The sequence below is a fragment of the Rhodopseudomonas boonkerdii genome (genome assembly GCF_021184025.1).
GTDB lineage: Bacteria > Pseudomonadota > Alphaproteobacteria > Rhizobiales > Xanthobacteraceae > Tardiphaga > Tardiphaga boonkerdii.
On the sequence record NZ_CP036537.1, the window covers coordinates 2971214 to 2986809 of the forward strand.

Sequence of the window (15596 nt, forward strand, 5' to 3'; positions counted from 1 at the left end):
GGGCTGGCGAGGCCACGCTGAATGAACCTGCGAATATCTATGTCGTTGACATCGCAAGGTGATACCGGCGCCAAACGGAGCCGCTGTTTGGATCGACCGAAGAGATACCCAGACAGCCGATCGATCTTGATCGCAAGACTTGACGGAAGAGCCATGGCAGCCGACTGAGGGACGTCGTGCGTTCGCATGAAAGGCTCAAAAGACGTGCAGCTGTCGTCTCTGCTTAATGCCGTGAGTTTCATCGCCGCGCTCGCTGCCTCCGTCGCAGCGAACGGAGGCGTGGCTGCCGCTCAAAAACCGGCGGGACATGTTGCAACTACGGCCGTGCCGCGATGGCATTTCGACCTTCCGGCGCAACCGATCGAGGAGGCTCTATATCGGCTGAGCGCGACCGCCGGAGTGCAGATTTTTGCCGATGGGAAGGTTCTTGCCGGACGAAAGGCTCCGGCTGTTTACGGGGACTACACGGTAGATGAGGCGCTTGAGCACTTGCTGTCGGAAAGCGGGTTGGTTGCTCGCGCGGTAGGGACCGGTGCTATAGCGGTAACCCTCGGCCTCAGCGGCGCCGAGGGCGAGATGGTGCGGCGGAACTATTCGACGGCGCTTCAGCATGCTGTCCTGGCCGCGCTCTGCCGGGATGGTGCGGCGTCCCTGGGCGAATATCGATTGGCTTTTCGCATCTGGCTCAGTTCAGACGGGCGGGCAGATCGGGTCGACCTCTTGAGCTCGACCGGGGATCAGGATCGCGATCGTCTCGTCGGCCGAATCCTTCGCAGTGTCACCGTCGAACGGCCGCCCAAGTCGTTGCCGCAACCCGTGATCATGGTGATCTTGCCGAAATCTCCGCGCGAGAGTGGCGATTGCAATGGTTCGATCTCTCCAGCCCTGCTGCCATAAATCGCCGGGACCGGATAGCTATAACAATCTGTCACAATAATTCCATAAATGAACTTGGCGCGGGCTGAGTCACCCGCGGTCACGGTTCGGGCCGGGTTGCGCATTCAGGCGCGCGCCGTCCTTCGTTGCGCGCCCGTTCGAGTTGCAGGTTGGATTGTCGCTGGTATGAAGGAGAGTGGTCAGGCGGTGTTGCTGCAGACCTTGCTGGACGATTACGGTCCGCTGCGCAGCCGGCTGGCGCGTCGTCTCGGTTCTCCCGATGCGGCAGACGAAGTGCTGCAGGAAGCCTATCTTCGCCTCGGTCGGCTTGATGCTCTCGACACGATCCAGCACCCACGCAGCTATCTGTTTCGGATTGCATTGAATATCGCAGCTGACCGGCGCCGCTCGGAAGCGCGTCGTCTGGAGCGCTCCGAGGTCGAATTGCTGCTGCAGGTCGACAACGACGAGCTCGATCCCGAGCGGATCGCTGCCGCGCGCTCATCGGTGCGCGGTCTGGCTCAGGCGCTTGCAGAACTCCCCGAGCGTCGCCGCGCGATTTTCCTGGCCGCGCGCACCGAAGGTAAGCCGATTTCGGAAATCGCCGACCGTTTCGGTATCTCGACGCGCATGGTGGAGCGCGAGCTGAAACAGGCGCTCGATCACTGTCGCGCACGCCTTGAAATAAATCTGTCGCAGACGTTCGGTTCCGGCCGTCCCACGGCGTCTAGAGATTGAGGGGACCGCGTGCGCGACATCATCCATCCATCTGGCTCACACCTACCGATGAACGAAGGCGGACGCCTGAGCGCGGAAGCAACCGCATGGCTGATCCGGCTGACATCCGGCGAGGCGACGACGGAAGATGCCGAGGCTTTGCAACGCTGGCGCAGCCAGAGCCCCGCACATCGTCAGGCTTTTGCCGAGGCCAAATTGCTTTGGCAGACGCTCGGCCCGGCCGGCGATCTGGTAGGGGAGATCATGCCGGTGCCCGGCATTGTTGTTTCGCTACGTCCGCGCCCGCAGCTCGCGCGTCGTGCTTTTCTCGGTGGCGCCTTGGCCGCATCTGTTGCTGCGGTTGGCTATGTCGGTTCGCGTCCGCCATTCCGTTTCTGGCCGTCGGCGGCAGAGCTCGCTGCCGATTATCGTACGGGCACCGGCGGCCGGCAGACCGTTGCAATAGGGGATGACGTCTCGGTCATTCTCAATACTCAAACCAGTATTGATGTGCGTGCGGCCAGTTCCGATCGGCGCGGCTTCGAACTACTCGATGGTGAGGTGTCGATTACGGCCAAAGCAGATGTCGATGTGGAAGTGGTCGCAGGAAACGGCCGTGCCACTGCATCCGCTGCTCACTTCACCATCCGTCGCGAGGATGCTTCGGTTTGCATCACTTGCGTGCAAGGTGAAGTCCGTGTGCGCCATCGCGATCAGGTTGCGTCGGTCTCGCCGGGGCATCAGATTGTCTATGACGACAGCGGGCTGAAACCGGTCGCGACTGCAGATGTCGTCGTTTTGAGCGCGTGGGAGCGCGGACAGTTGATCTTTCGCCACGAGCCGTTTGCGCGGGTGGTTCAGGAACTTAACCGCTATCGCCCCGGCAAGATCGTGCTGTTGAACGACAAGCTCGGCAAACGTGACGTTGTTGCGACATTCCAGCTCAGCCACATTGATGCAGCCATCGATCATCTGGCCGAAACCTTTGGCGCGCGGCTGCGCCGCTTGCCTGGCGACATGGTCCTGTTGAGCTGATCGCAAGATCTCGAAAAATTTGTGTGGCGCGGTTCGGACTCCATCGCAGGGTGGCGGTCTCAGAGATGAAGGGGCGCAAGCCCCGCTGACATCTCACGTTCAACCTCGCGAGCTATTCCCATGACGTTTGAAAAAGCCGGCTTTCGTATCAAGAAGTTCCGGTCGAAAGAGCGTCGTGCCTTGTCGAATGGATTGGTGAAATCGGGGGCGTTGACGCGCAACTGGCTCTCATATCGCTGGTTGATGACGGGGGTCAGCACTCTGGCGCTGGTGGTTGCAGCAGCGGATTTCGTCCATGCGCGCTCGCTCAATGGAGGTGGCGGCGGCGACGCCATCTCGGCGCCGAACATCGCGTCCGATGCGGCGACGCAGGCGGCGGCCAGGGCCGCAGCAGCGGCGCGGCAGACGCAGGATTCGCTCGCACGGGCAGCGCGAGCGGTGCAGGATATTCAGGCTGTGCAAGCTGCAGCGCGGGCAGCGGCTGCGGCGGCGCAGACCTCTGCGGGCGCGCCTGTCGCCGTGCCCAACGGTCTCGGTGCCGGCGGCTTGTTGCCGAACATGCCTGCCGGCTGGAGCGGTGCCCATGCGCCGACGCAAGGCGTCGATGGCGCGGGACAGACGGAGGTCAATATCCGTCAGTTCACGCAGCAGGCGATCCTCAACTGGCAGTCGTTCAATGTCGGCGCACACACCACGCTGACCTTCGATCAACAAGGCAATGGCAGCTGGGTCGCGCTCAACCGCGTCACCAATGCCACCGCGCCGAGCCAGATCCTCGGCAATATCAAGGCCGACGGCCATGTCTATGTGATCAACCAGAGTGGCATCATCTTCGGCGGCAATAGCCAGGTGAATGTCGGTGCGCTGATCGCATCCACCGCCGGCATCACCGACGCGCAGTTCACGGCGAATGGCATTTACAGCACGCAGAGCGGCGGTAATTTCGCGCCGAGCTTCACTGCTGCAGGTGGCAAGGTTGTGGTCGAGGCAGGGGCGACCATCGCCACGCGTGCGCCCGCCTCAGTCACCTCCGGCGGCGGCTATGTGCTGATGATCGGCTCGCAGGTGGAGAATACCGGAACCATAGCGACGCCGAAGGGGCAAACGCTGCTCGCCGCGGGCGATGATTTCATCCTGCGCCGCGGCCTCGGCACCGATGCGAATACCAGTTCGACCACGCGTGGACACGAGCTCTCGCCGGTGATCGGCGTGGGAAGCACGAATGGTATGGTCCGCAACAACGGCCTGATCTTCGCCCAGCAGGGCGACATCACGCTGGCCGGCCGCACGCTGGTGCAGGACGGTGCGCTGATTTCCACCACCTCGGTGAACACCCGTGGCACCATTCATCTGCTCAACCGGGCGTCGGATACCATGGGCAGCGTCGTGCTCGGCGCCGGGAGCCTGACCACGATCCTTCCGGAACTCGGCAGCAAGGAGACGGCACTCGACAGCCAGCGCCAGGCGCTGGTGGATGCGTCGGTCGAGGCGAACAAGACGCGTGCGCTGAATATCGCCGGCGCCTTCGATAATTTGTCGGCGCTGGCCGATCGCCAAGATCTGTCGCGCATCGAGATCGTCACTGGCGGCGCCATCACCTTCAAGGGTGGTTCGGTGACGGCGGCGCAAGGCGGGCAGATCGCGGCATCCGCGGGCAAGCAGGTTGTCACCGAGGACGGTGCGCGGCTGGATGTCTCCGGCGTTCGCAACGTCGCGCTGGCGATGGAGAGCAACAACATCAAGATCAACCTGCAGGGCAACGAACTGCGCGACAGCCCGCAGAATCGCGATTCCGAGGCACTGAAGAACAAGGACGTCTGGATCGATGTGCGCGCGTTGACGCTGCTGCCGACCGGTACGGGCGGCTATGAAGGGGATCGCTATTATACAAAAGGGGGGTTGATCGAAGTCGGCGGTTACCTCGCCAATACCGCGCACGGCATCGGCGAATGGACGGCGCTGGGCGGCACCATCACGCTCAGCGCGCCGGAGGTGATCGCGCAGCGCGGTGCCGTATTCGACATCTCGGGCGGTTCGCTCGATTATGCGGCCGGCTGGATCCGCTCCACCAATCTCGTCGGCAGCGACGGGCGTCGCTACTCCGTCGATCAAGCCCCGGCCGATCTGCACTTCAGCCGCTTTGCCGGCGGCTTCCTGCGTTCGCACAATATTCAGGGTCGCGAAGACGAGCGCCTGAATGAAGTCTGGACCACCGTGTTCGACCGCGGCCGCACCTCGCTGCGCTGGGAGGACGGCTATTCTGTCGGCCGTGACGCCGGCCGGCTGATCCTGGCGGCACCGGCGGCGGCGTTCGAGGCCAGCATCGTGGCCGATACGGTGACGGGCGAGCGCCAGACCACCAAGCGCGGTGCGGCGACCACCGATGGCTACAAGCTAACCCAGACCACGGCCGCGCAGAATGGCACGCTGGCGCTCGGCAGATATGACGCGACCGGTCGTGTCGATCTCTACAATTCCGATGTGCGGATCACCGCCAACGCTGCCGGCGGCGGCGCGAACACCGTGTGGTTCGATGCGAAGCATCTCAGTGAACAGAAGCTCGGCGGTCTCGATCTCGGGACGCGCGGCAAGATCACGGTGGACGCCGATCTGACGCTGGCGCAGGGGGCCGATATCCGCCTGATCGCGCCCGTGGTCGAGATCGATGCGCGGATCACCGCACAGAGCGGTTCGTTCACCGCGACCAATGTGTTCCGGGCGGCCAACACGCCGAACGATATCGTTCTGGCGCACAGCGTCTGGTCCGGCGTGTCGCTGGCGGCCGGTGCCGTCCTCGATCTGCGCGGCGCCTGGATCAATCAGGCGCTGGATCCCGACGCACGCGGCCACGCTTTCATCGATGGCGGCACGGTGTCGCTGGCGTCGTCGGGCGACGTGAAGCTCGCACGGGGCAGCGTGATCGATGTCTCCTCAGGGGGCGCCATGTCGCGTAGTGCGAAACTGACCGGCGGGAAGGGCGGCAGTGTCGCGCTGCGCGCCGAAGCCATCGGCGGTGCGCGCAACGGCCGCCTGACGCTCGATGGCGACATTCGTGGCTACGGCGTTGCTGGAGGCGGCAAGCTCGAACTTGAGACCGGCGGCAAGGTCATGATCGGCGGCGTTGCCGAAGCGAACGCGCTGCGCGTCGATCCCGCGCTGTTCAAAACAGGCTTTGCGCAATACGCGGTGAACGGCCATGGCGGTGTGACGGTCGCAGCCGGCACGCAGGTCGATGTGTCGATGCCGGTGCTGACGCTCGCTGCCGATGCGATGTCGGTGCCATCAGGCGTTGCGCCGGACACGGCGCTCGTGCTCGCAATGCAGCCTCTCTATAGCGAAAACCCGATGAGGGGCACGCTGACCCAGCGCAAGGGCGCGAGCCTGACGCTGCGCGCCAGCCCGGCGCTGGCGCTCGCCAGCGACATCGATGGCGCCACCATTATCGTCGAAACGGGATCGTCGCTATCGGTCGATCCCGGTCAGAAGATCGGCATCGCGGCGCTCGGGCAGATCACGATCGATGGCCGTCTCGACGCCTGGGGCGGTGAGATCGCCATCGATCACCTGATCGGTCCGAACCTTTATGACCAGCGCGTGCACAACCGCTCGATCTGGATCGGCGACAATGCGGTGCTCGACGTCGCCGCGCGCGCTGTCACGGCGATCAACGCACAGGGGCGCTCCTACGGCATCGTCAGGAACGGCGGCATGATCGCCATCGGCGGCAACGCGGATGTGGAGAAAGGCAGCGAGACCCTGCTGCCGGATTCCTTCGTCGTGATCCGCGCCGGTGCAGTGCTCGATGCCTCTGGCGCTCAAGCAGTGATTGATATTCCCGAGGGTGGTCTTGGCAAGACGTCATTGCCGCTGAACGTCGCCAGTCATGGTGGCACCATCAGCCTGCAATCGGCCAATGGTCTCGTCATCGATGGCACGCTCCGCGCTGCAGCCGGCGGCGAGGGGGCGGCGGGCGGCACGCTCACGGTAGCACTCACCGCTCCCCGCTATTCATTGGGAGCGAACCCTGATGCTGCCGTTTTGACGCCTCGCGAAATTGCCATCGTGATGACGCAAGGCGGCCACACGATATCCGACGGAATGCAGCCCGGAGACGCCGGTTTGGCGTATGGAAAGGCCCGTCTCGGCGTCGATCAAATCGCGACAGGGGGCTTCGGCAATTTGGCGCTGCTCGCCGGCGGTCTCGTCACTTTCGCCGACGGTGTCGATCTTTCGTTGTCGCAGAGCCTGCGCATTCATGGCGCCATCGGTCTTGCCGAAGGTTCATTGGCAAGTGCGCGTGTGAAATTTGCGGCGCCGTATGTCTTGCTGGCGCATGTACCGCTGGCGGGTGGGTATTCAGGCCCCGACGTGGTGACACCGGGCCTTCTTACGGAGACTCCATCGCGCAACTATGATGGTGCCAATCTCGGCATCACTGCGGACCTGATCGAGGTTCGCGGCGGCACGCATTTTGCGGGTCTGCAGGGCGTTACGTATGAGGCCGGAGACGTGGCCTATGCCCGCGGCGGCTTCCGCCATGTGGCGTTGACCAGTCGCGGCGATATCCGGCTGTTCAGCAACAATGGTGCGGTGGTGCCCGGCGTTGGCGGCGGTCTGACCGCGCTACTGTCGGCGCCGCAGGACATGACGATTACCGCCGCGCAGATCTATCCGGCGTCGGGTGTGCGCGCCCGCATTGAAGCCACGAATACGCTATCGCTTGCCCGGATGCCCGGCACCGATCCCGCCGTGCCTTATTCGGTGTTCGGCGACATCATGCTCGAAGCCGCCGTGGTCAATCAGGGCGGTGTGGTGCGTGCACCCCTCGGCCGGGTCGCGGTCGGCCGCGATGGGACATCGGACGGCGCCGTTACGGCTTCACAGACGAACCTTCTTTCCGGCAGCATCACCTCGGTAAGCGCTGCCGGTCTTGTGCTGCCTTATGGCGGCACCATTGATGGCCTCACCTACAAGGTGAACGGCAATGAGATCGCACTGCGTGATGCGATCGGCGCGGACAATCGCGGCACGCTGACGCGCGGCGTGTCTTTGCGCGGCATCGCCGTTGATGTCGATCAAGGCGCTGTCATCGATCTGTCCGGAGGCGGCACTTTGCTCGGCGCCGGTTTCTTCAGCGGCCGCGGCGGTTCGGTGAACATCCTCACCACGCCGCTTGCCAATGCCAATCCGGCGTTCGGTTATAGCAGTGCCGGCAACAAGGTTTACGCCATCGTACCCGGCTTCAATGGCTACGCGCCGGGTGCACTCGCGAACGACAGCGCCGGTACGCCGGCGATTGGCCAGCAGGTTACGGTGCCTGCGGGCGTGCCGGGCCTGCCGGCCGGCACCTACACACTGCTGCCGTCGAACTATGCGATGATCCCCGGCGCTTTCCGGGTCGAGGTCGGGCAGGGCGTCACCATCGATCGCGCGCCGGTCCGCACCGAGATCGGTACTTATGTCGCTACCGGCCATCTTGGTGTGGCAAACACCGGCATCCGCGCCGCTTTGCCGAACCAATTGCTCATTACGCCCGGCGACAAGGTGCGCACGCATTCCGCCTTCAACGAAATGGACTATAACTCCTTCGTCGTGGCGGATGCCGCGCGGCGCAGCTATACGCGCGGCATGATCACGTCGGATGCCAAGATGCTCGAGCTATGGCTGTCGCCGAGCGCCGGCATGAGCGGTACCCCCGCGCTGATCTTCGACGGCAAGGCGCTGTTCGCGCCGGAAGCCGGCAGCAAGGGCTATAGCGGCACGCTGTCTGTACGCACCGAAAACAATCGCGGCATCGAAATTCTCGCCGTCGGCCAGGCTCCGGTGTCTTCCGCGGCCGGTGTCGCCGTTTATGCTGACCAGCTCAACGCCTTCGGCGCCGCGCGCATGACCATCGGCGGCGGCATGACCAGTGGCGGCACAGCGGGCGGCAACACCATCGCCTTCGGTCTCGACATGTCCAACAATGTCACGCTGCGCACGGGAGCAGTGCTCTCCGCCGCTGAAGTGTTTCTGATTGCGAGCCAGGCGTCGTTCCTGTCGCCCGGAAGCATCACCATCGAGCAGGGCGCGACTATCAACACGCTCGGCCGCGGCGCCGTGCCGTTCGATTCCAGCAACGGTATCATCTATGCGCCCTCTGAACAGTCAGTATTTGCCGTGTCCAACGGCTGGGTCAATCTGCTGGCGCCAAGCAGCGCTTCGACAGCAGGCGGCGGATCGGTCGCTATCGATATCGGCGGCTGCGTCGCCGGCTCCATCTGCGGAGGCGAAACGGCGCTCTATTCCGAAGGGACCATTGGTGCGGCAACCAATGCCGCCTTCACCTTGCGCGACAATCTGCGCTACGGCACCCGCAATCTCGTGCTTGGCGTCTCCGCGGTCAATCTAGGCTCGGCCGAGACGCTCGCCGCTGCGGGCGCGGCCGGACAATTGCCGCCCGGAATGGCGCTGAACCAGACGGTGCTTGCCAATCTCCTGCGCGGCAATACCAGGATCGGTGCGCCCGCGCTGGAAGCGCTGGTGCTCAATGCGCGCGAGTCGATCAACATCTTCGGTGTGGTCGATCTCAACACGCTGAATCCCGTTACCGGAAAGTCGTCGCTGGACCGTCTCGTCTTCGGCGCGCCGGCGATCTACGGCTATGGCGCGGCCGGTGACAAGGGGACCATCACCACCGGTGAGTTCATCTGGTCTGGTGCGGTTCAGGACACCAAATATGGTATCGCTCTGCCTGGCAGTTCGCAGCCGCAGCTGCCTGGCGCACCGGTGCTCGGTCGCCTCGGCAGCGGCACCCTCGACATCGTCGCCGATCGCATTCTGCTCGGCTATGCGCCGAACTCGCGTCCCAATCCGTACATCTCGGCCGATCGTCTCGCGCTTGGCTTCAGCGGCGTGAACTTCATCGCGTCCGAAAGCGTGTCGTCGAGTGGTAAGGGGTCGCTTGCGGTCTATCACGCCCAGGGTTCCTATCAGCCCGGCACGGGCTACGCGTTCAGCGGCGGCGATCTTACCATTCGCACGGCGATGGTTACCGGCGCGGCAGGCTCGTTCAGCGACATCAAGGTCGGCGGCGCAATCGTAATCGCCGGCAATGGCAGGAGTGCCAGAACCAGCGGCGATGCACTCGGCGCGGAGCTGAAGATCTCCGGTCAACGCATTACCCTCGATACAGCGGTGGTCATGCCTTCGGGACGTCTGACGCTGAACGCGATCGACGATCTCGTGCTCACCGACAATGCACGCATCGACATGGCGGGCCGCGAGGTCACCATGTTTGACGTCAGGAAGTATAGCTGGGGCGGCGACGTCGTGCTCGGCAGCAGCGATGGCAATATCGCCATGGGCGCAGGCGCCAGCATCGATCTGTCCGCACGCTACAACCGCGCCGGCACCTTGCAGGTCGCGGCCCTCGGCGCCGCCGGTCATGTCGATCTCGCCGGCAGTATCCACGGCTCGGCGAGCGGCGTTTATGATGCCGGCGGCACCTATGTGCCGTACGAAGCGGCGGAGATTTCACTGCGCGCGCAGACGCTGGCGGATTTCGCCGGCCTTAATGCGCGCCTGAATGCCGGTGAGGTGTTCGGCGCCCGCCGTTTCCAGATCAAGCAGGGCAGCCTCACCATCGGTGACGAGGTGAAGGCGCGTCAGGTCGAGATCGTGCTCGACGGCGGCAGCCTCACGGTGAACGGCCGCATCGATTCGTCCGGTTTCTCGGTGGGCGGAATCCGCCTTGCCGCGCTCGGCGATCTCGTGATCAACGGCACGCTGGATGCCCATGGCACCGGCCTGCGCGTCGATAGCTATGGCAAGGTCATCGACAGTCCGAACCGGGCGATCGTCGATCTCACCACGCGAGAAGGCCGGCTGACGCTGGCTGCAGGCGCGCGCATTGATCTGCGCGCCGGTACGAATGCTGCAAACAATGACGGCCGCGCACGTGGCACGCTGACGCTCAACGCGCCGCGCATCGGTGCCGATGATGTCGCTATCGACGTCAACGGCCATCCCGCGATTGCCGGTGCGAAGAGCATCGCGGTCAATGCGTTCCGCTCATATGACGATGCACCGCTGGCGGCGGTGCCGGACGTCAATGGCGGGCGCCCGCAACTGATCTCGCAGGCCTATCTCGATGCGATCGACGGCCAGAGCAGGACCTTCATCAATGCCGCGCTCGGCAACGGCGCGCTGGCGGCACGTTTGTCTGGCCTCGGCAGCTATCATCTGCGGCCGGGAGTCGAGATCGTCGGCAAAGTGAGCGCGGAGAATCCGAACGGCGACCTCACCGTGGTCGGTGATATCGATCTGTCGAACCATCGCTATGGTCCGCAGTCCAATATTCTCGACGCCAATCTGCGTGGCTTCGGCGAGCCGGGCGCGCTGGTGTTCCGTGCCGCCGGCAATCTCAATATCCATGGCAGCATCAATGACGGCTTTGCGCCGCCGCCGGTGACGCCCGACGACAATGGCTGGCAACTGATCGAGGGGCGTGACCCCAGCAATCCTGACCCCGATAAAGCCAAGGGCCTGACGCCGTTCGGCGGCGACATCGTTGTGCCGATCAATGGCGTCAATCTCGAAGCCGGCACTGAATTTCCCGCCGGGGTGACATTGAACTACGACATCAAGGTCCAGGGCAGGGCGTTGCCTGCCGGCACGATTCTGCCGGTTCAGGTGACGCTGACCGGCGCGCTGAGTCTGCCGGCCGGTACCGTGCTGGCGGCCGAAGTCATTGCCGCCGATGGCACCGTCTATGCGGCGGGCACCGTGTTGCCGAACTCGATGACATTGAACGCTGGCAGCAGGCTCGGGCCCGGTTTCGCGCTGCGCGGCGAGGCGGCGGTCGCTGCTTTCATCTGGCCCAAGGGCGTCAAGCTGCCGGTGGCGATGACCATCAGCGAACGCATCACCCTCGCGCAGGGCTCGCTGATCCCATCCATGACCAAGGTTGAACTGCTCGGCGATCAGCCGGTCAATCTGCGTCCGGGCGGCGCGGGTCGCAACTGGGCCGCCGCGCCAATGCTGCGCGAAGGTTCGACGTCATGGGATCTGACGCTCACCGCCGGCGCCGATCTCGGCTCGGTGGACGTGCGCGCGCGCAATGTGAAGGGCAAGGGCGACATCGTGCTCGCCGACACGCATCACGGTGTGAATACCACGTCAAAGACGACCACGGTGTTCATCGGCGAGATGGTGTTCACGCAATATGGCGTGGACAACTATACGCTCGATCAAAACGACCTCGGAAAGCCGATCGACGAAGTTGCCCAACGCCTCGGCTATTCCTCTGGCGCCGATCTTTGCAGGGACGATCCCGCCGTTTGTGCACCGGCGCCGCGCAAACTCTCCGAGCAAGGCTCACTGGATTGGTTCGGTGACACATCATGGGCGGGCCGCTCAGTTGAAGATTTCGAGCGCGAGACCGGCATGGTTGGTTGGTGCAACTACGGCCCTTATTGCGAAGGCGGTGGCCGCGAGGAGACCACCACGACCTATGCCTACAAGCACGGGACGCCCGGCTACAGCGTCATCCGCACTGGCACCGGCGACCTCGCGGTGGTCGCCGGCCGCGATGTCCGCATGATGTCCATGTTCGGTGTTTATACCGCTGGCACGAACAGCCTGCTTGCTGGTGGGGCCACGGCGAATGCGCCTTACGATCTAAAACGCGGTTACACCGGCAGCAGCTTGCTCGGCCCCGTGCAGGCCGACGGCAAATATGATGCGGCGCTCGGCGCCTATCGCGCCTGGTACCCGGATCACGGCGGCAATGTGCTGATCGATGCCGGCCGTGACGTGATCGGCGACAGTTTTGGCGCCGAAGCCTGGAGCGGCATCCCTCTCGATCCCTCGTCCAGCCAGCAGGCGCCGGCTGGCTTTGCCAGCGCGGCGGTAAGCAACTGGCTGTGGCGGCAGGGCAGCGGCGGCACCGCCGGGGTTGGCGACATCGCCACCAGCTGGTGGATCAATTTCGGCACCTATGCCAATCCGATTGAGGGGCCGCTCGCCGCGCCGCGCTTTGTCGGCTTCACCGGCATCGGTACCCTCGGCGGCGGCGATCTCACGGTGCGCGCCGGCGGCAATGCCGGCATCGTCGATGGCCGCGGCGATCCCGTTTATCGGAGCCAGGGCGACCGCGCGCCGCGCAGCCAGGGCCTCAATCTTGCCGTTGGCTCCACCGGCCGCGTGGTGAACGGCGATCTCGTACTCACCGGCGGCGGCGATCTCACGCTGCGCACAGGCGGTTCGCTCAATCCGAACCTGCTGGCGACGACGACCGACGGGCGCAATCAGCAGCTCGATCTCAACGGCGCGCTGGTCAATCTGCGCGGTACGCTGCAGATCAGCACCGCGGCGATGGGCGGAATCGATCTCGGCACGGCCGGATCGGGATATGGCGGCAATGGCGGTGGCATCCTGCCGGGCAATCCCTTCGTCGCATCGGGCGGCCAGTCAGCCGGCGGTCTCGTGCTGATGCTCGGCGATGCGGTCGCCAATGTGGATACGCGCGGCGCGCTCGTGCTGGGCGGCGCCGGCGACCCCGGCCGTGTCAGGGCGATCAATTCGACGCCATTCACTTACGGCGGGCAGGCGCAGAGCGGTGGCGGAGCCAGCTGGTTCTCGCTCTGGACGGATCGCACGGCGATCAATCTCTTCTCCGCCGGCGGCGATCTCGTCCCGACCCTTATGCCAGGCGCGCGCGATGTCGGCAGCAATGCCGGCTTCGACTGGATCGGCGACAATACGGACTACCGGCATGGCAATATGATCTATCCCTCGATCTTCCGGGCCGTCGCGCCAGCCGGCGACATCAAGTTCGGCGCGGGTAAGACCAACATTCAAGATAATGCTCCGATCAGCACCGGCATCCTGCTGGCGCCGTCGAAGCGGGGACTGCTCGAGCTGCTGGCGGGCGACAGCATCTATGCCGGCGGTTATTCCATCGCCATGTCGGGCTCCGACGCCGTCCTGCCAAGCCCGTTCAGCACGGCGTTCCAGGCGACGGTGAGCGGCCGGTTGGTGCATAACCTGTCGAGCGACGGCATGCAGCGTCAAGAGGTGGCCGGATATGCGCTACCACTGTTCGCTTTCGGACCGAATACGCCGACAACGAGCGGCCTGCATGTCGGTAGCAATGACCCCGCGCGCATCTATGCGGGTGGCAGCATCGTCAATCTGACCTTCGGAAGCGTGCGGCCCGTCACCCAAATCCTCCCCTACGGCAGCGCGCGCAGCTACGGCACCTGGTATGAGGCCGCGACGCCGGTCTGGATGCGGGCAGGCCATGACATCATCGCGCCTGAGCTGCTCGCCATGCACAACAACGCCACCGATCTGTCGATGATCGAGGCCGGACATGACGTGATCTATGCGAATGCGCAGGTCGCTGGTCCCGGCACGCTCGTGATCTCCGCCAGCCGCAACATCCGGCAGGACGACAAGGGATCGGTGACGAGCCTCGGCGCGGTGGTTCGCGGCGATACACGTCACGGCGCGGGCATCTTCATGCAGGCCGGCATCGGCAACACGTCGCCGGACTATGCGAGGCTCGCGGCGCTCTATCTCGATCCGGCAAATCTCGCCGTGACCGGCACGCCGCTGGCGGACCAGCCGGGCAAGGTCGCGAAGACCTACGAGCAGGAGCTCGCAGCATGGCTGAAAGATCGCTACGGCTTTGACGGCACTGATGAGGAGCGGCGCGCGTATTTCGCATCGCTGGCACAGGAGCAGCAGGCGATCTTCCTGCGGCGGGTGTATTTCGCTGAACTGAAGGAGGCAGGTCGGGAGTACAACGATGCGAATGGTCCGCGTCGTGGGTCCTATCTGCGCGGCACCCGCATCATCGCTGCATTCCTTCCCGAAACGGACGCAGATGGCAACGCGATCGCGCGCAGCGGCGACATCGTGATGTTCGGTGGCTCTGGCGTGCGCACGCAGTTCGGCGGCGACATCGAGATGCTGACACCGGGTGGCCAGACCATCATTGGCGTGGAAGGCCAGCTCGTGCCGGCCAGCGCAGGCGTGGTCACCCAGGGGGCGGGCAATATCAGCATGTATGCCAAGGGCAGCATCCCGCTCGGCCTGTCGCGCGTGATGACCACCTTCGGCGGCAACGTTCTCGCCTGGACTGCGACCGGCGACATCAATGCCGGTCGTGGCGCCAAGACCACGGTGCTCTACACGCCGCCGAAACGCGCCACGGACCTGTACGGCAATGTCACGCTGTCGCCGCAGGTGCCGTCGTCGGGTGCGGGTATCGCCACGCTCAACCCCATCCCCGAAGTGCCGGCCGGTGACATCGACCTGATCGCGCCGCTCGGCACCATCGATGCCGGTGAAGCGGGAATCCGCGTGTCGGGCAACGTCAATCTCGCAGCGCTACAGGTGCTCAACGCCGCGAACATCCAGGTGCAGGGGACCGCGACGGGCATTCCGACCGTGCAGGCGCCGAGCATCAGTTCGGCCCTGTCGAGCTCGAATGCGACAGCTGCGACCCAGCAGACGACGCCGCCGACCCAGAGCGGTAACGCCCAGCCGTCGGTGATCATCGTCGAAGTGCTCGGTTATGGCGGCGGTGGCGGCACGGAGAGCGACGAGGAGAAGCAGCGTCAGCGCGACGAGCGTCGGGGTGCCCTCGTGCCGCCGGTACGGTCTGTTTACAACGAACGTAGCGCCGTGCAGATCGCAGGCTACGGCGTACTGTCAGAGGCCGAAGCGCGTGTGCTGACAAAAGAGGAACAGGCGGCATTGGAACGCCCGTGACTGCGATGCGGGCGGCGCACCCATGCCGGCGACGCCGTCCGGCAAAGTCGATCTGATCGTGTCGCTGGGCACCATCGATGCGGGTGAAACCGGCATTCGCGGCAGGCGCCGCCAGTCGGTCCGCTGACTGCGGCGTCGATTGCCGAAACGCCTGAAACACAGCAGTGAGGTTTTGTGCCCCACCATCAAGCAAGCTAATGAAATAG

At 64.5% G+C, this 15596-nt stretch carries 4 protein-coding genes; all 4 read left to right on the forward strand.

Annotated features, from left to right (window positions below; genetic code table 11):
• The first annotated feature begins 186 nt into the window (after positions 1-186).
• The 4 genes from E0H22_RS13730 (at position 187) to E0H22_RS13745 (ending at position 15390) form a co-directional block, all read left to right on the forward strand.
• Positions 187-897, forward strand: coding sequence for an STN domain-containing protein (locus tag E0H22_RS13730; protein ID WP_233021575.1), 711 nt, complete (start codon positions 187-189; stop codon positions 895-897).
• A gap of 165 nt (positions 898-1062) precedes the next feature.
• Entirely contained in the window at positions 1063-1614 is a 552-nt protein-coding gene (locus E0H22_RS13735; protein WP_233021576.1) for an RNA polymerase sigma factor, read from the forward strand.
• 9 nt (positions 1615-1623) lie between these two features.
• Entirely contained in the window at positions 1624-2628 is a 1005-nt protein-coding gene (locus E0H22_RS13740; protein ID WP_233021577.1) for a FecR family protein, read from the forward strand.
• A gap of 120 nt (positions 2629-2748) precedes the next feature.
• On the forward strand, positions 2749-15390 hold the full coding sequence (locus tag E0H22_RS13745) for a filamentous hemagglutinin family protein (protein WP_233021578.1): 12642 nt from the start codon (positions 2749-2751) through the stop codon (positions 15388-15390).
• Positions 15391-15596 lie beyond the last annotated feature (206 nt).

Bases quoted from the DNA above. Each gene is read 5' to 3' on its own strand.
- E0H22_RS13730 (WP_233021575.1), top strand. From the start codon at position 187: ATGAAAGGCTCAAAAGACGTGCAGCTGTCGTCTCTGCTTAATGCCGTG.
- E0H22_RS13735 (WP_233021576.1), top strand. From the start codon at position 1,063: ATGAAGGAGAGTGGTCAGGCGGTGTTGCTGCAGACCTTGCTGGACGAT.
- E0H22_RS13745 (WP_233021578.1), top strand. From the start codon at position 2,749: ATGACGTTTGAAAAAGCCGGCTTTCGTATCAAGAAGTTCCGGTCGAAA.